Here is a 23,866-nt window from a genome sequence, read left to right as displayed (position 1 = left end):
ATGATTGTTGAAGTTATTCTATTGTTCTTCGGAACCATTCTCGCATTCTGGCTGAGTGCGATTTGCGGAGGCGGTGCAAGCCTCATTCTGATTCCAATTTTAAATCTTTTATTACCGGCTTCTGTTGTTCCTTTTTCATTGACAATTGGAACGTTTACAAGTTCGGTTTCAAGAATTGCGGTTTTCAAAAAACACATCAACTGGAAAATTTTCTTTTGGTTTGTTCCGTTTTCGATTCCTGCCGTTTTGATTGGCGCTTACCTCATCAAATATATCAATCCGAATTATCTTCAATTGATTGTCGCATTTTTCCTTATTGCCAATGTTCCTCAACTTTTCAAAAAAATAAAGAATGGCGAAACAGATGAAAAAGCATCTCCGAAATATGTTTTGGCAATCATCGGTTTTCTGGCAGGATTTGTTTCCGGAATTACCGGCGCAATTGGATTATTGTTTAATCGGTTTTATTTGAAATTCGGATTGAAAAAAGAAGAAATTGTTGCAACCCGAGCAGCGAATGAAGTTTTTCTTCATCTTATCAAATTGGTGATTTATCTTTCGCTCGGATTGTATTCCAATCTTGCTTTGTGGCTGGGATTGGCGATTGCCGTTGCAACGATTATTTCTTCTTATACTGTGAAATATATTCTTCCTTACCTCAGCGAAAACCTCTTCAGAAAAATTGGTTACGGTGCAATGGTTGTTGCAGGGATTACTTTATTGATAGGAACTTCCGACAAAATCATTCAACAAGATCAATTGGGTGTGACGATTGCAAAAAGCGAGTCTGTTATTTCGTGGCGGTCAACGGATTTTGTGATTGAATTTGCGTTTGATGACGGATTGGAAATCGAAAGACCTATCCATACAAAAGAATTGCCCAATCATCTTAAAACCAAATATGATTCTTTGAAAAATCATTACGAGATCATTCATCTCGAAAAAGTTTTTACGTTTCGGAAAGAACCTTCCTACGAATTCTATTGTTACAAAGACAATCAGCTTACCAAATTTGAAAGTTAATTTTTAAATCAGAATTTCTCCGATGAAACTATTATTCTCAGGCTTATTAATTATTTTATTAAGTTCTCAAAACCTCTTTGCTCAGGACAGCATAGCCGTAAAAAATGATGCAACAGACAGCATTTCTGCCCCTGCATTACATACAGATAACACACATCAGTTCAGTTATAAAAAACTGATTATTCCAACGGTTTTTATAAGCTACGGCGTCGCTACTTTGAAATTCGACAAACTAAAACAATTGAATTTTTCGACAAGAAGCGAAATCAACGAACATCAGCCTGACCATATCCGACTGGATAATTACACGCAGTTTGCACCTGCCGCTTTGGTTTATGGATTGAATGCCTTTGGAGTGGAAGGAAAACATAATTTCCGGGATCGCAGCATCATCTATGGAACGTCGTTACTGATGACTTCTGCTGTGGTAATGCCATTGAAACATATAGCAAAAGAAGAAAGACCCGACCAATCGAATCGGTTGTCGTTTCCTTCCGGTCATACCGCTTTTGCGTTTGCATCCGCACAGTTTATGTACCGAGAATATAAGGATACCAATTTCTGGCTGGGAGTTTCCGGTTATTCTTTGGCGGTTTTCACAGGCGTTTACAGAATGCTGAATGATAAACATTGGTTCAGTGACGTGGTTGCCGGAGCAGGAATTGGGATTTTATCGACGGAAGCTTCTTATTGGTTGTATCCAAAAATAAACAAGTTTTTATCCGGAAAAAATAAAAATTCTTCAGTGATGATGATGCCTTTCTATCAGAATAAAACAGCGGGAATTGGATTGGTGAAAAATTTTTAAAAATCAACATTGGCAAAATACTTGCTTCTAAAAATATAAGTAGGGGGATGCTTCGTTGGTCTTCCTACTTTTTTTATTTTAAAAAAGACATAATTAGATTCAAATTATAAATAAAAAAGAGCTATCAAATGACAGCTCTCTCTTTTTAATTGGAAATTAAATTATTCCTTCAAAACTCGTTCAGTAACTTTATTATTATTCACAGTTCCTGTGACAATATAGTTACCTTTTGGCAAATCTGCGACATTCACTTTTGCACCAGCTTTAACATTAGCCGTTTTTACAAGCTGTCCAGACATTGTAAAGAACTGAACATCCTGAACATCAGAACTGAAATAAACTTCGTTATTCTTTACCAGTGTATTTCTAATGAATGCTGATTTAGAACCGTTAACATCGCCAACTGCTAAAGTCTGACCACTACCCTGAGGCGTTGGAAGCCCAGCGGTAAAATCTATATTGTTATTATTAGTATCTGTTCCATTTGCATTTCTTGAGATAGATAATACAAGCAATGGTGACGGCGCAGCTCCATTACCTTCAAATTGATTTGCAAGACCATATCCTACGAAGTCAATAACATTAGACGCTGTAGGCCCTGTTACACGGACATTATTGGTTGCCAAGGCCACTTTTCCCGAAGCTAATCCCAATTGGAGACCAACACCCGCTACAGGACCGGAACCATCTAAATTAAGAACCACATCTACAATTAGATTCACGCCAATAAGACCTTCACCTGCAGTTCCCTCAGAACCTTGTTGAATCAAATAGGTCTGGCCAGGTGCCAAAGTAATATTTGGAAGATTATGATATTGTGTAAACTGAGCGGAAGCAGCTCCATATTGAATAGTTGCCCCAGTAAGAGAAGCCGTAGAAGATCCAATATTTTTCAATTCAATAAAATCAGTACGAAACAAGGCGTTAAGAAGCCCACCTGCTGTATAAATTTCGTTGATAACAATCTGTGCATTAAAAAATGCCACCGAGGACACAAGTCCAACAAATGTAAAAAACTTTTTCATAATAACTTATTTTAGTGATTTAAATATAATTTACAATTATAATACCAAAATAAAATTGATTATTTACATTATGATTACGAATATCATAATTACTAATAAAAATTAAAGCAAAATAATATTAGCTTTTTAACCATTTTTTAGCGTGATTTTATTTTTTTGTTGGAAGATTGAAATTAACTATTGAAAAAAGGCAATAAAAAACCCTAAAACATTCTAAGCAAATGAATTAGGGTTTTGGAGGTGCCTAGCGGATTCGAACCGCTGTAGATGGTGTTGCAGACCACTGCCTAGCCGCTCGGCCAAAGCACCATTTTGTTTGGTTTGCAAATTTAGTGTTTTTTTTTAATTTTCAAATTTTATCCATCTTTTTATTTGATTTTTTTTAGATTTTTTAAATTTTTGAAGTTTTTTAAAACCATCGAATTACACCTAGCCCTGATGGTAATGGTTACCCCACAGCGATGGCGCGGAACGTAGTGGAGCGCCAGAGCGAGGAGTATGAGTGGACAGCAGGTTCCCGGCTCCTAAATATTAATGATTTACATATCTTTAATCGATTAATACAATCTTTGGTTAGGTTCTAAATAATTATCTTTGCAGAAAATTTTTAGAAATAATGGAGAAATTCCAACTTAATACGATAGAAGAAGCACTGGAAGACCTTAAAAACGGCAAAATGGTCATCGTGGTAGATGATGAAGATCGCGAAAATGAAGGTGATCTCATCGCTGCTGCTGAACTAACTACACCTGAGATTGTCAATTTTATGGCAACTTATGCGAGAGGTTTGATTTGTATGCCACTAACTGAAACCAGATGCGACGAATTGGAACTGCATTCTATGGTTTCGAATTCTACCGATCCGAAAGAAACGGCTTTTACGATTTCTGTTGACCTTCTTGGAAAAGGCGCTACAACGGGAATCTCTGCTGGCGACCGCGCCAAAACCATCCAGGCGATTATGGATCCTAACACAAAGCCTGGCGACCTGATGCGACCTGGACACATTTTCCCGTTGCGTGCAAGAGAAGGCGGCGTTTTGAAAAGAGCCGGACATACGGAAGCGGCGGTTGATTTGACAAGATTGGCTGGGCTGAAAGAAGGCGGCGTTATCTGCGAAATCCTAAACGAGGACGGAAGTATGTCGAGATTACCTCAACTTTTGGAATTTGGGAAGAAACACGATTTGAAAGTGATTTCTATTGAGGATTTGATTCATTACAGAATTATGAGACAAGGCGATCTTGTGGAGAGAATCGAGGAGCGTGATATCAAAACGCATTTTGGAGATTTCAAATTTTATGTTTTTGAGGAAAAACCTACGGAGCAAATCCATTATGCTCTGACAAAAGGAAGCTGGTCTGCAGATGAAGCTGTTCTTGTAAGAGTGCAATCTTCGGGAACTTATTTTGATGTTTTCAGCAGATTGTCTAATGGCGAACATCCGTTGATGCAACAAGTAACTGACCTTATCAACAAAGAAGGAAAAGGCGCAGTAGTTTTTATCAACAATGTTTCTAACAAAGAAAATACATTGAGCAGAATCAAACATTTCCTGAATTACCAGGACGGAACAAGCGAACAACCTACGATTGCACCTAACTTCCGTGATTACGGCATCGGAACTCAGATTTTGAAAGATTTGGGAATTAATAAATTTAAAGTGATTACTCAGAATCCTAACATCAAACCTATTCTTTCCGGTTATGATGTGGAAGTGACTGAGATGGTTGCTTTATAGATTATTTTGAGAGAATAGACAGATAGATGATAGACTTTCATCTTACATCAATAAAAAACGCTCCAAAATAGGAGCGTTTTTTTTGTCTTGATTCTTTATCTTGAATCTACAAGTCTAATTCGGCCAAGCATTATTCTTAGGATTGATATCCGGAACGATGGATTGCGGATCCAATTTTACATTCGTAACTTCTTTTGTAGAATCGATTTGGAAAGTCCATTCTGTGTTACGTTTCCAAACTTCAACAGGTAATTTCACAGTCTGCGTAGTTCCATCTTTAAAGGTTACAAGAACTGTTGTCGGCATTGGTAGTTGCCCAATATTTTCAACTGTAATTTGCGCGCCATTTTTGAAATCGCCATTCACAGGTTTTACTGCTTTTACAGCTTGATCCACTTTCCATTTGTTCATAAACCAGCCTCTCCAAAACCAGTTCAGTTCTTCGCCGGAAACATTTTCCATTGTATGGAAGAAGTCCCAAGGTGTCGGATGTTTGAACGCCCATCTATGAACATAAGTTTTGAATGCTTTATCAAATTTTTCAGGACCTAAAATGGTTTCTCTCAAAATCCCTAACCCAACTCCAGGTTTGAAATAAGCCAAAACACCAATGTTTCTTTCTTTCATATTATCCGGACCAACCATAATCTGTTCAAAATTATCACTCTGAACAAATGGTCCAATCTTGCTGATATCTTGTTTGTGATAATATTCGCCTTTATTGAAAGCTTCCGTTGATAATTCATTAATAAAAGTATTGAAACCTTCATCCATCCAGGCAAAAACTCTTTCATTGGAACCAACAATCATAGGAAACCAAGTGTGACCAAATTCGTGATCCGTTACACCCCAAAGATCAGCACCTTTTGAATTTCTGTGGCAAAAAACGATTCCAGGATATTCCATTCCACCTTCGTTTCCGGCAACATTAGTCGCTGCTGGATAAGGATACTCGAACCATTTTCCGGAGTAATGTTCGATGGAAGCTTTTGTATATTCAGTCGATCTTCCCCAAGCTTTGTCGCCTGCACTTTCTACAGGATAGGCCGAGATTGCTAGAGATTTTTTTCCGCTTGGAAGGTTGATTCTCGCGGCATCTATAATAAATGCAGAAGACGAAGCCCAGGCAAAATCTCTTGCTTTTTCTATTTTGAATTTCCAGGTTTTTGTTCCTGATTGATTTCCTTTACCTAATTCAGATTCGGGATGAATCATCACAGTTTTGTCACTTTTTCTAGCTTCATTCCAACGGTTGATTTCTTCTTTCGAGTAAACCTCTCTTTCATTCAATAATTCTCCCGAAGCTACAACGTAATGATTAGTCGGAACGGTAATATTTGCTGATAAAGTTCCGTATTCCAAATAAAATTCCGAAGCTCCTAAATATGGCAACGTGTTCCAACCCATTACATCATCATATACACACATTCTCGGATACCATTGCGCCAATGTGAAGATTTTTCCATTTTTGGTATCTTCAACTCCCATCCTGTCCGAACCGTATTTTGGAGAGAGAAAAGAATATTCTATTTTCAATTTTGCAACGCCGCCGTTCGCTTTCAAATCACTTGGAAGGTCAATCTGCATTCTGGTGTCTGTAATGGTATATTTTACATCTTTCCCGTCATATTTTACTGATTTGATTTTGTAACCGCCATCAAATGCTTCTCCGTGCGCACCGTTTCTACTTCCTGACAACGGAACTACAGCATTACCTCTTGAATCTTTAGCAAAAAGATTTTGGTCGAGTTGTAACCAAAGAAAACCCAGTTGGTCCGGACTGTTGTTGGTATAAGTAATTTCGGCCGAACCGGTTAATTCATTGTTAGATTCATTAAGACTGACATTCAGTTGATAATCGGCGGAGTTCTGCCAATATTTGTGTCCCGGCTGTCCGCTTGCCGAACGTGTTTCAGTTCCGGTCTGAGGATAGAAAAATGGTTTGAAGGCTTCTGTATAATCATACTTTGAAGATTCCTGAGCGTAAGAATTGCCGACAAAAGCAAATATCGCTACAGCAGAAATCAAATTAGGGAGTTTGAATTTCATTACGTAAAAAGATTTATAACATTTAAAAATAGGTAAAAAAAATCTCAAATTTGTTACAAACTTGAGATTAAATAAGGTTTATTTTTAAATCAATTCGATTTTTTTGCTTTTATCATTGCTTCCAGCATATCCCACATTTCCTGCGGAATATCCTCCAGCATATTGAACTCGCCAGCACCTTGCAGCCATTCGCCACCGTCAATAGTCACCACTTCACCATTCATATAAGCTGAATAATCGGAAACCAGATAAGCCGCAAGATTGGCTAATTCCTGATGTTCGCCAACCCTTCTCAACGGTACTTTCTTCTTCATATCGAACTTCTCCTGCAAATCTCCCGGAAGTAATCTGTCCCAAGCTCCTTTAGTAGGAAATGGTCCCGGCGCAATCGCATTGAAACGAATACCATATTTTGCCCACTCCACCGCAAGACTTCTGGTCATCGCCAAAACGCCTGCCTTTGCACAAGCTGATGGAACGACATAAGCAGAGCCCGTCCAGGCATAAGTCGTGACGATATTAAGAACCGTTCCCGGAACTTTGTTATCAATCCAATATTTCCCAATGGAAAGCGTACAATTTTTTGTTCCTTTCAAAACGATATCCAAAATAGAATCAAAGGCTGAATGTGTCAGTCTTTCGGTTGGCGAGATAAAATTCCCTGCAGCATTGTTCAACAGAATATCAATTCTCCCGAATTCTTTTATCGCCGCTTCTTTCATTGCTTCTACTTCGTCCCAATTGCGTACATCGCAGGCCACACAAAGCACTTTTCCTCCAGTTTGTTCTTCCAGTTCTTTTGCGGTCCCCTGCAGTTTTTCCAGGTTTCTAGACGTGATAACGACTTTCGCTCCGAGTTCCAGAAAATATTTGGTCATTGCTTTTCCAAGACCGCTTCCGCCACCAGTCACAATAGCGACTTTATCTTTGAGTGCGTCTTCGCGCAACATTGGTTGTGTATATAGATTCATTTAGTAAGTGATTTTTGATATTAATAAACGATGATTTGCGTCTGTGGTAAATTTAGATTTTTATTTTGTTTTGAGAATTAACAAAAGTTATGCGCAAAATATGAACGTCATACAATTGCGCCCCGGCTTGAACGGACTCTTCAAGAACCTCAGAGTGACAAAAGCTGGAGTCCTTCGACTTCGCTCAGGATAAATTACAGACGGAAAAGGCGCCCAAAAATCCGTCATCGTAGTTTTGGCTACAACAATCTTTGATTTGGTCACACCGTTCCGTTCATCATTTTTCAACTTTGTACTGTAAATAATTAACCCTTTAAAAACAATCAAAATGAGTACAAAAAAAGTATGGTTCGTGACTGGCGCTTCAAAAGGTTTAGGTCTGACATTAGTAAAAAAATTATTAGCTGAAGGTTATTCTGTGGCAGCAACATCCAGAAATGTTTCGGAATTACAGAAAGTCATCAGCGCAGAAAACTCTGATTTCCTTCCATTGGAAGTGGATTTGGTAAATGAAAATTCGGTCTCGGAAGCGATTTCTAAAACAGTTGAGAAATTCGGACAATTGGATGTTATCGTGAATAATGCGGGTTACGGACAATTGGGAACTCTAGAAGAATTAACAGATAAAGAAAGCCGTCAGAATTTTGACACCAATGTCTTCGGCTCTCTTAATGTCATCAGAAAATCAATGCCTTACCTCAGAGCACAGAAAAATGGTCTCGTTATCAACATTGCATCAATTGGCGGACTTTCAGGAGATTTTCCCGGTTGGGGAATCTATTGCGCTACCAAGTTTGCCGTTGTCGGTTTCACGGAAGCTTTGGCCGCGGAAGCGAAAGAATTTGGAGTGAATGCAACCATTGTTTATCCCGGTTATTTCAGAACTGACTTTTTAACCGGTGGTTCTCTTCGCACACCTGAAAATGAAATTGATGCTTATGCAACGGCCAGACAAATTCAAAAAGCGCACGAGCAGGACATCAACGGCAATCAGCCTGGTGACCCGGAAAAAGCAGCTGTGGCATTGATAGAATTGGCAGCAATGGAAAATCCACCTGTTCATTTGGTTTTAGGTTCCGACGCTTTTCAAATGGCAACTAATAAATTAAGCACACTTCAAAATGAAATTTCCGATTTCAAAACATTAAGTATTTCAACAGATTACTAACTTTGTAAGGCAACAGTTTTCGGATTGTTGCCTTTAATCTTATTAGGTTATGAGTAACAGAAAATTATATACGATTGACACCGTTGCTGAATTTCACAGGATTTGCGGATTGTCTCAACCTCAACACCCAATGATTAGTCTGGTGGATTACAGCCAGGTGGAATATCAAATCGAGGAATCGGAAATCAGCTGGGTTCAGGAATTGTATTTTATGGGTTTCAAGCGTGATATCCATGGAAAATTGCATTACGGACAAAGCCAGTATGATTTTGATGGTGGTCTGATGTGCTTTATTGCGCCGAGACAATTGGTGAGGATGATTATTGACAAATACGACACAAAACCGTCCGGCTTTCTTTTGGCTTTTCATCCCGATTTTATCTGGAATACGCCTTTGGCAAAGACCATTCACAATTATAAATTCTTCGGTTATGATGTTAATGAAGCGTTGTTTCTTTCTGAAAAAGAAGAAGAAACGTTGATTGGACTTTTCAAAGGCATCGAACGCGAATATCAGTCAGGAATTGATGAATTCACACAGAATATCATTATTTCTCAAATTGAAGTGATTCTGAATTACTGCGAACGATTTTACCAAAGACAATTCATCACCAGAAAAAAGAGCAATCATCAGATTTTGGATAAATTGGAACATATTCTGGAAGATTATTTCAAAAACGAAGTCATCAACAAAGGTTTGCCAACCGCCAATTACATTGCAGAGTCTCTGAATATTTCTACTAATTATTTAGGAAGCTTACTGAAATCTTTAACGGGACAAACCACGCAACAACACATCCACGAAAAGCTGATTCAAAAAGCTAAAGAAAAGCTTTCTACTACAGAACTTTCTGTAAGTGAAATTGCTTATGAATTGGGATTTGAACACTCTCAGTCTTTCAGTAAATTGTTTAAAGCTAAAACGGACATTTCTCCTTTGGAATTCCGGAAGTCATTTAATTGACATCAGTAATTCTCATACAACATCCGTCGTTTTGCATACATCCGATTGTAGATTTCTCATCAACTTTGTTTTATTAAAAATCAAGATAAAATGAAAAAAGTAAAATTAGGAAATCAGGGATTAATTATTCCGAATATCGGTTTGGGATGTATGGGAATGACTGGTTTTGGCGATGCCGATATGTATGGCAAAACGGATGAAACAGAAGCGATTGCAACCATTCACCGTTCTTTGGAATTAGGCGGAAACTTTCTCGACACTGCCGATTTGTACGGACCTTTTAAAAATGAGCAGTTGATTGCAAAAGCGATTGAAGGCAATCGTGACCAATATATTATCGCGACAAAATTCGGTTGGGAAATCGATGATAATGAGCAAGTCACGTGGAAAATCAACGGAAGTAAAGATTATGTGAAAAAGTCGGTTGAACGTTCTTTGAAAAATCTGAAAACCGATTACATCGACCTTTATTATATGCATCGTCTCGATAAAAATGTTCCGATTGAAGAAACGGTTGGAGCAATGAGCGACTTGGTGAAAGAAGGAAAAATAGGGTACATCGGTTTGTCGGAAGTTGGTTCTGAAACGGTGAAAAGAGCACACGCTGTGCATCCGATTTCGGCAGTTCAAAGTGAATATTCTCTGTTTGAAAGAACGGTGGAAGAAAAAGGCGTGATTAAAACGCTGAACGAACTGGAAATTGGTTTTGTGGCATATTCTCCGTTGGGAAGAGGATTTTTGTCCGGAAATATCAAAACGATTGACGATTTGCCGGAAAATGATTTCCGAAGAGGGATTCCGCGTTTTCAGGGGGAACAATTCCACAAGAACATCGAATTGGTGGAAGCCATTGAAAATATGGCGAAGGATAAAGGAATTACGTCTTCCCAACTGGCTTTGGCCTGGATTATCAGTAAAGGGATTGTTCCGATTCCGGGAACGAAACGCAGAAAATATCTTGAGCAGAATATTGAAGCGGCAACTATCCAACTGAGCGAATCTGACATTGAGAAGCTGGAAAGTATTGTGCCTTTGGGAACGGATACAGGAGCGACTTATGATGAGTTTGGAATGGGACTTTTGGATTATTAAATTTTTAAAAATTCTCGCTGATTGAGCCAATTTTGCTGATTTTAAAGTTTACTTAATAATCTTAACTTGAATAAACTGCTTTTTTCAACATTAAGAATTTAAGAGTATCTTACAGTTTATGAGTTAAGAATTAATAAATTAATTCTTGATTAAGTTTGTTAAGAATAATGCTTAAAAATCTTTAATTCTTAATGTTGAAAATCTAAGATTAGTAATTTAAAAAATCTTTGAATTAAAACACAAAGTTAAAACGCAATACGATTGCGCCCCGGCTTGAACGGAGCTCTTTTTGCGGAACGAAGTGGAGCAAAAAAGCGGGAGTGGAAGACGGATAAAGGCGCCCAAACTTAACAAAGTGGTTCGACGGAGTCAAATAATAACTATCTTTAATATTTAGAATTTCAAATTATGAACACGATAAAATCTATTTCGGCTTTTCACAGGCTGCTTTCGCTTCCGGAACCAAAGCATCCGATGGTGAGCGTGGTGAATCTTTCGGAAAGTGTTTTCATTGAAGATGATGTGTGGAAAGGCTTTGTGAGCCGATATTATTGTGTTGCCCTGAAACGGAATGCGACCGGAAAAATAAGATATGGACAGCAGCATTACGACTATGATAAGGGTGTGCTGAGTTTTACGGCGCCAAATCAGGTGCAATATCTCGATTTGAAAACGATGGATTGTGAAAATACGGGTTATCTTTTGATTTTTCACGAGGATTTTCTGCTGAAACATTCTTTGGCGAATACAATTTCTTCTTACGGATTTTTCTCTTACGCCGTGAATGAAGCTCTGCATCTATCTGAAGATGAGGAAAATAACCTACTTGAAATTCTGAATAAAATCGATAAAGAATGTGAGCATATCGACCAGCATACACAGGAAATTATTTTGTCGCAGATCGAGTTGCTTTTAAATTATTCGAAGCGGTTTTATGAAAGGCAATTCATTACCCGAAAAAGTGGAAATCATCAGATTCTGACGAAGTTTGAAACTTTTCTGAACAATTATTTTGATAAAGAATCTTCTGAAAAAGGTTTGTTGACCGTTCATCAGATTGCCGAAGCGATGAATCTTTCCCCGAATTATCTGAGTGACCTTTTGCGCATTCACACCGGACAAAATACACAACAGCACATCCACGAAAAGTTGATCAGCAAAGCGAAAGAGAAACTTTCTACAACGGAATTATCGGTAAGTGAGATTGCTTATGAATTGGGATTTGAGCATTCGCAGTCATTTTCTACGTTGTTTAAGAAGAAAACGAGTTTGTCGCCGTTAGAATTTCGGCAGTCGTTTAATTGATATTTTTTCTCTCGCAGATTGAGCTGATTGCGCAGATTTTTTTCATCTGCTTGATTTGCTTAATCTGCGAGAGTTTAAATTTTGGCTAAAGTATTTTCGAAAACATCTTCCCTGATGTTTTTTTTATGCGTTCTTCCCCACTCAGAAAGTGCCATAATCACCGGTTTTAAAGTTCTGCTGTAATCTGTGGAAAGGTATTCTACCACAACCGGCGTCTGTTCGGCGTGCACGACTCTTTTGACGAAACCGTTCAGCTCCAGATCCTTTAGTTCATTCGACAGAACTCTTGCAGAAATCCCGGCAACGATTCTTTGCAGCTCGTTAAACCGAATGCTTCCGTGTTCCTGCAATGCAATGATGATTTTCAGTTTCCACTTTCCACCGATAACGTAAATCGCATCTTCTACAGAAGCCAGACTTTCTGTACATCTGGCCTTGGTCATCGGCTCTTCCAATTCGATATTATTTTCCATAATAATTTTAACTTACCCAAAGGTTACTACTAACCTTTTGTTCACTACTTACTTTTAATAAGCAAATGTACATAATTTTGCTGTAGAAATTTTAATCATTCAAAAATGAATTAGCTGAAAAGCAATTCTAAAAAATTTAAAAATAATCATTTACATATGAAAAATGTACTTCACATCATCACAAGTCCTAGAAAAGATTTGTCTGCAAGCAGAAAATTAGGAAAAGCAGTTATCGAAAAAATTCAGGAAAAATACTCAGATGCTGTCTTAAAAGAACGTGATCTTACGACAAACCCGACTCCACTTTTGGATGAGTCTCACATCAATACTTTTTTTACGCCGGCTGAAAACCATTCTACAGAGCAACAATCCATCAACAAATATTCTGAAGATTTGATTTCTGAATTAAAAGAAGCCGATATTATTGTTATCGATTCTCCAATGTACAATTTTTCCGTTCCTGCAACACTGAGAGCTTATCTTGATTTCACTTCGAGAGCCGGATATACTTTTAAATATGACGAAAACGGACCAAAAGGCTTGTTGAATGACAAAAAACTATATATCGCTTTTACCTCAGGAAATGTTTATTCCGGAGGCCCTTTCCAAGTGTTTGATTCGAATGTTCCGTATATTAAAAATGTTTTTGGATTCTATGGAGTTTCGGATGTAAGTGTTTTCCGTGCTGAAGGTTTGGCGATTCCGGGAATTATGGAAGATGCTTTAAACAAAGGAATTGAGAGCATTGTTATTGACTGATTTTAATTAATTGTTAGAAATTTTCTCTCGCAGATCTAGCTGATAAAGCAGATTTTTCAACTTCAACATCTGCGAAATTTGCTTAATCCGCGAGAGGCAAAACAAAAAGACTGCAAAATTTGCAGTCTTTAATTTATTCTTCCACTTCAAAAAGCAAACGCTCTCCGAATTTTTCTTCATTGATTTTTCCATTCTCGTAAACCAGATTTCCATTGACGAAAGTGTGGGTAACTTTAGAATGAAATTCAGTTCCTTCCAGCGGGCTCCAACCGCATTTATAAAGGATATTTTCTTTTTCGACTGTCCAGTTTTGATTCAAATCAACCAAAACCAAATCCGCTTTGTAACCTTCTCTGATGAAACCTCTTTTTTCGATTCTGAATAAAATTGCAGGATTGTGAGCCATTTTTTCAACGATTCTTTCCAAAGAAATCTTTCCGTTTTTGTAATTTTCCAACATCACCACCAAAGAATGTTGAACCAAAGGTGCACCGGAAGGACATTTGGTGTAAACATTCTGTTTTTCTTCCCAAGTGTGCGGAGCGTGGTCGGTTGCAATTACATCGATTCGGTCATCCAACAGAGCTTCCCAAAGTCCGTCTTTGTCTTTTTGTGTTTTCACGGCAGGATTCCACTTGATTAATCCGCCTTTTGTTTCGTAATCTTCGTTGGTGAAAGTCAAGTGATGAACACAAACTTCAGCCGTTATTTTTTTATCTTTTAAAGGAATATCATTTCTGAAAAGCTCCGTTTCAATCGCTGTAGACAAATGGAAAACGTGAAGTCTTGCGCCGGTTTTCTTTGCCAGTTCAATCGCTTTTGAGGAAGATTTATAACAGGCCTCTTCACTTCTGATCAAATGATGAAATTTCACCGGAATATCTTCACCGTATTCATCCAAATACTTTTGAGTATTGGCTTTAATAGTCGCTTCATCTTCGCAGTGAACGGCAATCAGCATTTTGGTATTGCTGAAAATATTTTCCAGAGTCTCCGGATTATCGACTAACATATTTCCTGTTGACGAACCCAAAAATAATTTGATTCCCGGAACATTTCTCGGATTCGTTTTTAAAACTTCTTCGAGGTTATCATTCGTTCCTCCCATCATAAAACCATAATTGGCGAACGATTTTTGAGAAGCGATTTCATATTTATCTGCTAATAATTCCTGTGTTACCGCATTTGGAACCGTGTTCGGCTGCTCGATAAAACTAGTCGTTCCACCGGCAATTGCAGAACGTGATTCTGTTTCAATGTCGCCTTTCCAGGTCAAACCTGGCTCGCGGAAATGAACCTGGTCATCAATCACTCCTGGTAAAAGATATTTTCCCGAAGCCTCGATAATTTGGTCTGCTTCTTCGGAAATATTGGATTGAATTTTAGAAATCAAATCGTTTTCGATGAGAATATCGCTTTGGATAATCTTTCCTTGATTGACGATTTGGGCATTTTTTATTAGGATCTTCATTTTACTTTTTATGGATTTATCATTTTATATGAAGGCTTCGAGAGCCTCAGCCTGACATCGCTAATACTAAACGATACAATTGGAGACCTGTCAAGACTATTTAATACAAAAATAAGTTTTTGGAAACGATTACTAAAGTTTTTGAATTGATAAAATTAAACCACATAAGCACATAGATTAAAAAAGTTTAAGAGTAGCAGTTTCCAATTCTATTTTATTTGATTAAAATTTAAAGCATTTCTATGTGACTATGTGGTTAAAATTAATATTTGACTAAATTGCTTCAAAATTCCAAAGAATGTTTTCGAGAAAATTAATTTTAATTCTAACTGTTTTATGCGGTTCATTATTCAGTTCTCAGAAATTACAAAACTTAGTCAAATTCGTCAATCCCATTATCGGGACAGAGAAAATGGGACATACGTTTCCCGGTGCAACTGTTCCTTTTGGAGCCGTTCAACTGAGCCCTGAAACTGATACGCTGTCTTATGAAATCAACGGAAAATACAATCCTGATGTTTATAAATATTGCGCCGGATATCGTTATGAGGACAAAACGATTGTCGGATTTTCGCACACCCATTTTAGCGGAACCGGACATTCGGATTTGGGCGATTTTCTGATAATGCCGGCTGTTGGAAAAGTAAAACTGAATCCAGGAACTGCTCAAAACCCGGGAAGTGGATTCCGCTCCAGATTTTCTCATCAGAACGAAAAGGCAGAAGCAGGCTATTACAAAGTGAAACTCGATGATTCTAATATTTTGGCTGAATTAACAGCGACGACGAGAGTTGGATTTCATCAATACACGTTTCCAAAATCGGATGATGCACATATTATTCTGGATTTGATGTCCGGAATTTACAATTACGATGAAAAAAACGTGTGGACTTATGTAAGAATCGAAAATGACCACAGAATCACGGGTTACAGACAAACCAATGGCTGGGCAAGAACCAGAACAGTTTATTTTGCAATGGAATTTTCGAGGCCTTTCAAATCTTACGGACAGAAAAATTTTGATTCAAAGCAAGCTTATAGAGGTTTTTGGAGAAAGTGGAATCAAGATGATAATTTCCCGGAAATCGCTGGAAAGAAAATCAGAATGCACTTCGATTTTGATACTCAGGAAAATGAAAAAATTCAAATCAAATTTGCGATTTCGCCAGTCAGTCAAGCTAATGCTTTGGAAAATTTACAGAAAGAAACACCGGACTGGAATTTTGAAAATGTGAAAAACCAGGCTCAAAATGACTGGAATAAGGAGTTGAATAAAATTGTTGTCAATACTTTAAACGATGATGACAAAGTAAATTTTTACACGGCGATGTATCACACATTCATCAATCCGACAACTTATATGGATAGCAATGGTGAATATAAAGGTCTCGACCAGAATATTCACCAGGCTAAAGATTTTACAAACTACACCACATTTTCGCTTTGGGATACTTACCGCGCCTTGCATCCGTTTTTTAATATAATTCAGCCAAAACGAAATAATGATATGGTTAAATCAATGTTAGCACATTATGACCAGTTCAGCCTGAAAATGTTACCTGTTTGGTCGCATTATGCCAATGAAAACTGGTGTATGAGCGGTTATCATTCGGTTTCCCTGATTGCGGATGCAATTATTAAAAATACATTTACAGGAAATCCCGAAGAAGCTTTGCAAGCTTGTATTGCGACTTCCAACAAACGGAATTACGAAGGCATCAGCGAATATCTTGACAAAGGCTATATCTCCGCAGAGAAAAACGGAACATCGGTTTCTAACACTTTAGAATACGCTTACGACGATTGGGCTATCGCACAAATCGCTAAGAAATTAGGCAAAAACGATATATATAATGAATATCTGAAACGTTCCGAAAACTGGAAAAATGTCTTCGATAAATCAATTGGTTTTATGAGACCGAGATTATCTGACGGAAGTTTCAAAAAAGAATTTGATTTGCTGAGCACACACGGACAAGGCTTTATCGAAGGTAATTCGTGGAATTATAGTTTTTTCGTGCCGCATAATCCTGAGGAATTGATGAAAGCGATGGGCGGAAAAAAGAAATTCGGGGAAAATCTGGATGAATTATTTTCAATGCATCTACCCGATGAGTTTTTTGCTGACACAGAAGATATTACAAGAGAAGGAATCATTGGCGGTTATGTTCATGGCAACGAACCAGCGCATCACGTGGCTTATCTTTATAATGTTGCTGGACAACCTTGGAAAACTCAGGCTCAAATCCGAAAAATTCTGACAATGCAATACAAAGCAAAACCCGATGGATTGGGCGGAAATGATGATTGTGGACAGATGAGCGCCTGGTATATTTTCAGTAGTTTAGGATTCTATCCTGTTGCGCCAGGCTCTGATGACTATTGGATCGGAAGTCCAAGTATTGTGGATGCAAAAGTGAATTTGGAGAACGGAAAAACTTTTGAAATCGAAGTTAAAAATCAATCCGAAAAGAACGTTTACATCGAAAAAATGGAGCTGAATGGGAAACCATTTGAAGGTTATAAGCTAAAGCACGAGGATATAATGAAGGGTGGAAAGCTGGTTTTCTTTATGAATTATAAGCTGAAGAAATAAACCGAATTCTTATCAGAATAGATTATTTTTGCAAAAATTTTTGAATTGAAATCGCAGATTCCATCTGACCGATGAAAACAATATATTATTAGATGAAGAAACTTCTCGGACAAACTGCGCTTTATGGATTAACAACTGTGATTATCAGATTGTTTCCGTTTGTAATCAACCCAATTATTACGAGAACTTTTGGACCAACGGCCTACTCTCCTTTTGCAGATTTTTATTCTGTAGCAGGTGTTATTGCCGTACTCTTGACCCACGGAATGGAAACCACTTTTTTCCGATTTGCGCTGGACGAAAAAGATGACCGCAAACTAATTTCAACATCGTTTTTCAGTGTTTTGGCAGTGACTTTAGTTTATTTGAGTTTCACATTATTTTATCGGCAACCATTGGCAGACGCTTTCAAAACACCTGACCAAGTTGACTTATTAGCAATCTTAACAGTGACTTTGGCTTTAGACGCTTTTTGTGCAATGCCTTTTGTAATGTTGAGAAAAAATGAAAGACCGTTGAAATATGCCGGAATCAGAATTACAAATGGAATTATCAATTTCCTTTTAGTTGTATTTTTCATCATCATTCTTCCAAAATATCCCAATGGAATTTTCGGTTTAAAATACAGTTCGGAATTTGGAATCGGTTACGTTTTCGTAGCAAATCTTGTAGCGAGCTCAATTACATTTTTGATGTTGTCGCAAGAATTATTAATCGCAAGAATAAAGCATTTCTCCTGGGAACTTTGGAAAAAAATGATCAAATATTCCTGGCCGATTACCATTGCAGGTTTAGCAGGAATCATTAATGAAACCTTTGACAGACAATTTCTTAAATTTCTTTTACCAGAAGAAATTGGACGTCACGAATTAGGTGTTTATGGTGGCGTAGCCAAGGTTGTGACTTTTGTTATTCTTTTTAGACAAGCATACTCTTTAGGAATTGAACCCTTTTTCTTTAGTAATTCAAAAAGCAAAAATGCCAATCAAACTTATGTCAGATTAATGGATATTTTCATTGCAATTAACTGTCTGATTGTTTTGTTCCTATCTGTAAATCTGGATTGGATTGCGAAAGTTTACATCAATAATCCGGAATATTACGAGGGAATTTCAATCCTTCCTATTCTGTTTTTTGCCAGCTTATTTTTAGGGATTTATCTTAACCTTTCGATTTGGTATAAATTGACGGATAAAACGATCATTGGTGCTTACATTTCCGGAATTGGAGTTTTGATAACAATCCTTATTAATTTTTATTTCATTCCAAAATATGGTTACTGGGCTTCGACTTGGGCAACCATTGCGAGTTACTTTACCATGATGGTCATCTCCTACATTTGGGGACATTACAAATACCCGATTCCTTATAATATTTATAAAAATATCATTGTGATTCTGATCACAATGGTAGTGTCTCTGGCATATTACCAATATTTAAAAGAAAACATTTGGTTAGGAAATGTTATATTTCTAATTTTGGCAACCTTCTTGCTAAGAAAGGAAAAATTAATTCCTGCTAAAATCCTTAACAAGTTAGGAATAAAATAACAACTCAAACTCACTATTAAAAAACTAATAGTCAATTATTTAAAAATAATTTATGAAAATAATAGTTCCAATGGCTGGGCGTGGATCCAGACTTAGACCACATACTCTTACGGTACCTAAACCGTTGATTCCAATTGCAGGAAAACCAATCGTACAAAGACTGGTTGAAGATATCGCAAAAGTAGCTAATGAACCAATCGAAGAGATAGCTTTCATCATTGGAGATTTTGGCCCGGAAGTAGAAGCTTCTCTTATCAAAGTTGCTGAAAATCTTGGTGCAAAAGGAAGCATATATGCTCAAAATGAACCGCTTGGAACTGCTCACGCAATCAACTGCGCAAGAGAAAGTATGAGCGGACCTGTTATCATTGCATTTGCAGATACACTTTTCCGAGCAGATTTCCACTTGGATACTAATGCTGACGGTGTAATCTGGGTAAAAAAAGTAGAAGATCCTTCAGCTTTCGGTGTTGTGAAATTGGACGATTATGGCTTCATTACAGATTTTGTAGAAAAACCAAAAGAATACGTTTCTGATTTGGCAATTATTGGTATATATTATTTCAATTCTGCTGAAAAATTGATGGCAGAAATTGACCATATTATGGATAACAATATTATGGAAGGTGGCGAATACCAGTTGACAACAGCATTAGAAAATCTTAGAGCAAAAGGCGCTAAATTCTCTCTTGGAAAAGTTGATGACTGGATGGATTGTGGAAACAAAAATGCAACCGTAGAAACCAACAGTAAAATTCTGGAATACGAAAAAGAATGTATGTCGACTTATCCAGATTCTGCAGAGATTGAAAATTGTATGATTATTCCGCCTTGCTTTATCGGAGAAAATGTAAAAATTTCTAATTCGAAAATTGGTCCTAATGTTTCTCTTGGAAAAAATACCGTTGTTATCAACTCTAATATTGATAATTCATTAATTCAGGAGGATACAATTATTGACCACGGAAACTTGAGCAACTCTATGATTGGTAATTCTGCCAAATATTTTGGAGTGGCAAGAGAAATTTCTTTAGGAGATTATTCAGTTTTGGATTTCCTTTCAAAGGATTAATTCAACATCAATTATAATTCAAACTTTGTCAGATATCTGGCAAAGTTTGTTATTTTATTTAACTAAGTTTTTAGAAATATTAATTCTTTTTTGGCGTTAATATTGTTAGATTCATTCGAAAAAAATTTATGAAATCATATTTTCTAATCATATTTTCAGCTTTATTGGTTACAGCTTGTAGTGTTCAAAAAAAACAAACTCAAGAGCAGCCAGTAAGCACAACAAAACCTATTGAAAACAACTCTCAGTTTTTCTCTACAATAGAAAAAAAATCAACTTTTGATGCTGTTAAAATCAATAGTAAAATTGATGCAAGGACAGGTTCTTTTATTCCAACTCTGGACGCTGTAATCTATGTAGAAAATGGACAGAAAGTTTGGATGAATCTTACAGCAGTCATTTTGCAAGCTGCAAGAGGTGTTGCAACACCAGAAGGCATCAAAGGTTATTATAAATTGGATAAAACTTACATCGATTCCGATTTCGGTTATCTTAACAAACTTTTGAATGTTAATTTCATTGATTATAACGCTTTACAGAATTTACTCCTTGGTAAGACCTTCATCCCTGTTTCAGAAAGAAATTATAATTTAAAACCGGATATTTCTGGATTCACGTTAACATCCAAAGAGACTCAGAAAATTACTGAAAATGGTAAAACTACAGAGTACAATATCAAATTAGGTTATGATCAGGATTTAAATTTAAATCACGTTCTTTTAACAAATCCAGCTAACAATAATCAACTCGAAATTACTTATTCTAACAGGGTAATTTTGAACAATGAGAGCTTTCCAAAAAATGTTAAAATAATTATAAAAGCTAATAAAACTGACGAAATATTAATTGAAAATACGAAATTTGATTTTTCCCGGATGGAAACTACTTATTCCGTTCCTGCCAATTATACTAAGACAGAGATCAAATGATTAAGAAATTAAGCTTTTTTATAAGTATCATCCTTTTCGGAAGCGTTTTTGGACAAAAAGATAAAGAGGTTCTGCAAAAACAAAATGCAGACCTTAAAAAACAAATTTCTTCCATCAATGCTTCTTTGAATCAAACTAAACAAGAATCCAAACTTTCTATTTCCTATTTAAATGCAGTGAATCAAAAGATTACACTGAGAGAAAAAGTCTATACTAATACGCAGAAAGAGAAAAGATTCATAGAAGATGATATCTATAAACGTCAACTGGAAATTAACAAAAACAATCGTGAGTTAGAAGTTTTGCGTAAAAACTATGCTGAAATTCTCGTAAAAGCCTACAAAACAAAAGGTGTTCAGAACAAAGTAACCTTCATACTTTCATCTAAAAATATTGGAGAAGCACTCAGCAGGGTAGAATATCTCAAAAGGTACTCTGAATATCAAGACAAGAAGGCTGCCGAAATCACAAACAAAGCTACAGAAATCAAAAGAAATATCGCATTGAAGAAAAAATCGATGTCTGAAAAGGATAATCTTTTGATTGCTCAGAAAAAAGATCTTGCCACTATAGAAATCGAAAGAAAACAAAAGCAGGATCTCCTTAATGAATTTAAAAAGAATGAAGCTAGATTGACAGCTGAACTTAGACAAAAACAAGCTCAATCCAAAGACTTAGAACGCCAGATTAGAAATATCATTGCTGAAGAAATCCGACTTGCTAAAGCTAAAGAAGAAGCGGAAAGAAAAGCTGAAGCGGAAAGAAAAAGATTGGCTGATATAGCTGCCAAAAAAGAAAAAGAAAGAATCGAGGCTGAAAACAAAGCTAGACTTGCTGCTGCAGAAGCAGAAAGAAAAAGAGCAGAAGCAGAATCAAAAAAAGCAGCTGAACTAGCGGCTAAAAGAATTGAAGAAGAAAGAAAATTAGCCGAATCTAATAAAACGGCTGAGCGAAAAGCGGCTGCCGAAAAAGCAACCAGAGACGCTGCTGAAAGAGCAAAAGCAGCATCTGAAAAACTGGCTGCTGCAAAAGCTAACGAAGACGCTATCAACAAAAGAAATGAAGATGCAAAAGATGAAGCTGAGAAAAAAGTAATGAAAAGTTACGGCGTTGGTTCTACTGTAGGAAGTAATTTTGCAGACAATAAAGGACGTATTGCTTTCCCTGTTGAGAGAGGAAGCGTGACACACCGTTTCGGACGACAACCACATCCTGTTTTCAAAAATATTGTAGAAGAAAATATCGGAATCAAGATTGCAGTCGCTAAAGGAACTAAAGCTAGATGTGTCTTCCCTGGCGTTGTTTCCAGCATCCAATCTATCAATGGAAGCAGAACGGTTGTTGTGAAACACGGAAACTATTTTACAGTTTACTCTAATCTAGCATCAACATTGGTAAAAGCTAATCAACAGGTTTCCGCCGGAACTTTAATTGGTGAAGTTGGCAGTGATTTTGATGAGTCTATAACATTGGATTTCCAGATTTGGAAAGGAGAAGATCCTATCGATCCACTGGGTTGGGTTTCGTATTAAAAAATACTTTAACTTTGTAAAAAAATTGAAATGACAATATCCACAGTTATATTAAGTCTTTCTTGGCAACATATATTAATTGTTGCTTTGATATTACTTTTATTATTCGGAGGTAAAAAAATCCCTGAATTAATGAAAGGTTTAGGCTCAGGTATCAAGGAGTTTAAAGATGCTGTTAAGGATGAAGATAAAAAAAACAATTCTTCATCATCTGACAATTCAAACAACCCTTCTTAAAAAAAGAATTTTTAAATGAGTTTAACAGAAAAAGCATGGGAAATCTTTAACCAATCAGTTAAAGATTATCACATAAAAGATGACATTAATTCAGAAGAAATCAATCCATTCCAAGCTAATAGTTTGGAATGGATTTTGTATTCAAAAAACTGGATTGATACCGTTCAATGGCATTTGGAAGATATTATTCGAGAAGAAGATATTGACCCGATAGAGGCTTTAAAAATAAAAAGAAGGATTGATAAACTCAATCAAAAAAGAACAGATCTTGTTGAGCAAATCGACTTTTGGTTCTATAAAAATTTTGAGACCATTACTCCTAATTCTGATGCCAGAATCAACAGCGAAACGCCAGCGTGGTCTATCGATAGGTTTTCTATTTTATCTTTGAAAATTTATCATATGTCTATAGAAGCCTCTCGTGAAGATGCTTCTGAAGAACATAAACTACAATGTTCTCAAAAACTGCAAATCCTTTTGGAACAACATAAAGATTTGTCAACAGCTATAGATCAGCTGCTTTCTGATATAGAGAATGGTAAAGTTAAGATGAAGCTTTACAAACAAATGAAGATGTATAATGATGAAAGTCTTAATCCAATCCTGTATCAAAAAATGCAGAAAAAATGAAAAGTTTTTTTAAACTTTTAACGACAATATTCATTATCAATGTTGCTGGTTCTTGTTCTACAAGTTCAGCGGCGTCAGAAGAATTGCATGGTGATTCTTTATCAGACACCTATGCCTATCTTACTCCTGAAGCAATTGTTTATGCTTCTTCAATTTCAAATCTAGTTTCCACTTTTCCAAAATTCAGAAACGATGCCGTAAACAGAGAAGTTGGAGTTTTGAAAAATTCTCTTACAGATTACTTAACGGCAATTCGCAATTTTAATCAATCTGATAAGCACAGATCATTGGAAGGATTTGAAAAAGCGTACAAAAAAATTCAGAAACTTAGAAAATTTTTGATTACAGACGATGACGAAGTTCTGAACAGATATATGGTTAAAATAAAAACCAATATGAATCTCTTGGAAGCTTCTCTCAACAAAAGTACGGAGACTACTTCTATGTCATCCAATTAATTACACTAATATT

General features: G+C 36.6%; 21 protein-coding genes and 1 tRNA gene. 16 read left to right on the top strand and 6 right to left on the bottom strand.

The window, feature by feature from the left end; all coding sequences use genetic code 11:
* Positions 1-1,023, top strand: a complete 1,023-nt coding sequence (locus KI430_RS15890; RefSeq protein WP_248875890.1) for a sulfite exporter TauE/SafE family protein — start codon at positions 1-3, stop codon at positions 1,021-1,023.
* 22 nt (positions 1,024-1,045) lie between these two features.
* Complete coding sequence (locus tag KI430_RS15885) at positions 1,046-1,831, top strand: phosphatase PAP2 family protein (RefSeq protein WP_248875889.1); 786 nt, start codon at positions 1,046-1,048, stop codon at positions 1,829-1,831.
* A 161-nt stretch (positions 1,832-1,992) separates the two neighbouring features.
* Here the strand turns inward: KI430_RS15885 and KI430_RS15880 are convergent, their stop codons facing one another.
* The gene (locus tag KI430_RS15880) at positions 1,993-2,856 is read right to left on the bottom strand and encodes a lamin tail domain-containing protein (RefSeq protein ID WP_248875888.1); all 864 of its coding nucleotides are present in this window, start codon (positions 2,854-2,856) and stop codon (positions 1,993-1,995) included.
* Between the two features lie 235 nt (positions 2,857-3,091).
* Positions 3,092-3,165, bottom strand: a tRNA-Cys gene (locus tag KI430_RS15875).
* A gap of 307 nt (positions 3,166-3,472) precedes the next feature.
* Between KI430_RS15875 and ribB the strand changes: the two genes are divergently transcribed.
* Entirely contained in the window at positions 3,473-4,597 is a 1,125-nt protein-coding gene (gene ribB / locus KI430_RS15870; RefSeq protein WP_248875887.1) for a 3,4-dihydroxy-2-butanone-4-phosphate synthase, read from the top strand.
* Between the two features lie 114 nt (positions 4,598-4,711).
* Here the strand turns inward: ribB and KI430_RS15865 are convergent, their stop codons facing one another.
* Positions 4,712-6,646, bottom strand: coding sequence for a M1 family metallopeptidase (locus tag KI430_RS15865; protein WP_248875886.1), 1,935 nt, complete (start codon positions 6,644-6,646; stop codon positions 4,712-4,714).
* 89 nt (positions 6,647-6,735) lie between these two features.
* Entirely contained in the window at positions 6,736-7,617 is an 882-nt protein-coding gene (locus KI430_RS15860) for an SDR family oxidoreductase (protein WP_248875885.1), read from the bottom strand.
* A 328-nt stretch (positions 7,618-7,945) separates the two neighbouring features.
* On the opposite strand from KI430_RS15860, the gene KI430_RS15855 reads away from it, so the two are divergent.
* From KI430_RS15855 to KI430_RS15840, 4 genes are all read left to right on the top strand, one after another.
* Entirely contained in the window at positions 7,946-8,785 is an 840-nt protein-coding gene (locus KI430_RS15855) for an SDR family NAD(P)-dependent oxidoreductase (RefSeq protein ID WP_248875884.1), read from the top strand.
* A 49-nt stretch (positions 8,786-8,834) separates the two neighbouring features.
* Positions 8,835-9,749, top strand: coding sequence for a helix-turn-helix domain-containing protein (locus tag KI430_RS15850; protein ID WP_248875883.1), 915 nt, complete (start codon positions 8,835-8,837; stop codon positions 9,747-9,749).
* A 90-nt stretch (positions 9,750-9,839) separates the two neighbouring features.
* Positions 9,840-10,841 carry an aldo/keto reductase gene (locus KI430_RS15845; protein WP_248875882.1) on the top strand — a complete coding sequence of 334 codons (1,002 nt, stop codon included), beginning with the start codon at positions 9,840-9,842 and terminating at the stop codon, positions 10,839-10,841.
* Positions 10,842-11,249: 408 nt separating this feature from the next.
* A complete protein-coding gene (locus KI430_RS15840) occupies positions 11,250-12,146 on the top strand; it encodes a helix-turn-helix domain-containing protein (protein ID WP_248875881.1) in 897 nt (298 codons plus the stop codon).
* 74 nt (positions 12,147-12,220) lie between these two features.
* Here the strand turns inward: KI430_RS15840 and KI430_RS15835 are convergent, their stop codons facing one another.
* Positions 12,221-12,619, bottom strand: a complete 399-nt coding sequence (locus KI430_RS15835) for a winged helix-turn-helix transcriptional regulator (protein ID WP_248875880.1) — start codon at positions 12,617-12,619, stop codon at positions 12,221-12,223.
* Between the two features lie 156 nt (positions 12,620-12,775).
* Between KI430_RS15835 and KI430_RS15830 the strand changes: the two genes are divergently transcribed.
* Positions 12,776-13,378, top strand: a complete 603-nt coding sequence (locus tag KI430_RS15830; protein ID WP_248875879.1) for an FMN-dependent NADH-azoreductase — start codon at positions 12,776-12,778, stop codon at positions 13,376-13,378.
* Between the two features lie 133 nt (positions 13,379-13,511).
* Here KI430_RS15830 and KI430_RS15825 read toward each other — a convergent pair whose 3' ends face one another.
* Positions 13,512-14,849 (bottom strand): dihydroorotase, encoded by a 1,338-nt coding sequence (locus KI430_RS15825; RefSeq protein ID WP_248875878.1) that lies wholly within the window; start codon positions 14,847-14,849, stop codon positions 13,512-13,514.
* A 298-nt stretch (positions 14,850-15,147) separates the two neighbouring features.
* Here KI430_RS15825 and KI430_RS15820 point away from each other — a divergent pair, with 298 nt between their 5' ends.
* From KI430_RS15820 to KI430_RS15785, 8 genes are all read left to right on the top strand, one after another.
* The gene (locus KI430_RS15820; RefSeq protein ID WP_248875877.1) at positions 15,148-17,445 is read left to right on the top strand and encodes a GH92 family glycosyl hydrolase; all 2,298 of its coding nucleotides are present in this window, start codon (positions 15,148-15,150) and stop codon (positions 17,443-17,445) included.
* Between the two features lie 92 nt (positions 17,446-17,537).
* Positions 17,538-18,995 (top strand): lipopolysaccharide biosynthesis protein, encoded by a 1,458-nt coding sequence (locus tag KI430_RS15815; RefSeq protein ID WP_248875876.1) that lies wholly within the window; start codon positions 17,538-17,540, stop codon positions 18,993-18,995.
* A 52-nt stretch (positions 18,996-19,047) separates the two neighbouring features.
* Complete coding sequence (locus tag KI430_RS15810; protein ID WP_248875875.1) at positions 19,048-20,067, top strand: sugar phosphate nucleotidyltransferase; 1,020 nt, start codon at positions 19,048-19,050, stop codon at positions 20,065-20,067.
* Positions 20,068-20,195: 128 nt separating this feature from the next.
* Entirely contained in the window at positions 20,196-20,996 is an 801-nt protein-coding gene (locus KI430_RS15805) for a DUF4292 domain-containing protein (protein ID WP_248875874.1), read from the top strand.
* On the top strand, positions 20,993-22,528 hold the full coding sequence (locus KI430_RS15800; RefSeq protein WP_248875873.1) for a M23 family metallopeptidase: 1,536 nt from the start codon (positions 20,993-20,995) through the stop codon (positions 22,526-22,528). Before KI430_RS15805 ends, KI430_RS15800 begins: the two co-directional genes overlap by 4 nt.
* A 30-nt stretch (positions 22,529-22,558) precedes the next feature.
* A complete protein-coding gene (gene tatA / locus KI430_RS15795; protein WP_074236841.1) occupies positions 22,559-22,765 on the top strand; it encodes a twin-arginine translocase TatA/TatE family subunit in 207 nt (68 codons plus the stop codon).
* A gap of 15 nt (positions 22,766-22,780) precedes the next feature.
* Entirely contained in the window at positions 22,781-23,395 is a 615-nt protein-coding gene (locus KI430_RS15790) for a DUF4254 domain-containing protein (RefSeq protein WP_248875872.1), read from the top strand.
* On the top strand, positions 23,392-23,853 hold the full coding sequence (locus tag KI430_RS15785; protein ID WP_248875871.1) for a chitosanase: 462 nt from the start codon (positions 23,392-23,394) through the stop codon (positions 23,851-23,853). The genes KI430_RS15790 and KI430_RS15785 overlap by 4 nt, the downstream gene beginning before the upstream one ends.
* Positions 23,854-23,866 lie beyond the last annotated feature (13 nt).

Source organism: Epilithonimonas zeae (assembly GCF_023278365.1).
GTDB lineage: Bacteria > Bacteroidota > Bacteroidia > Flavobacteriales > Weeksellaceae > Epilithonimonas > Epilithonimonas zeae_A.
This window is presented reverse-complemented; position numbering and strand designations above follow the sequence as displayed.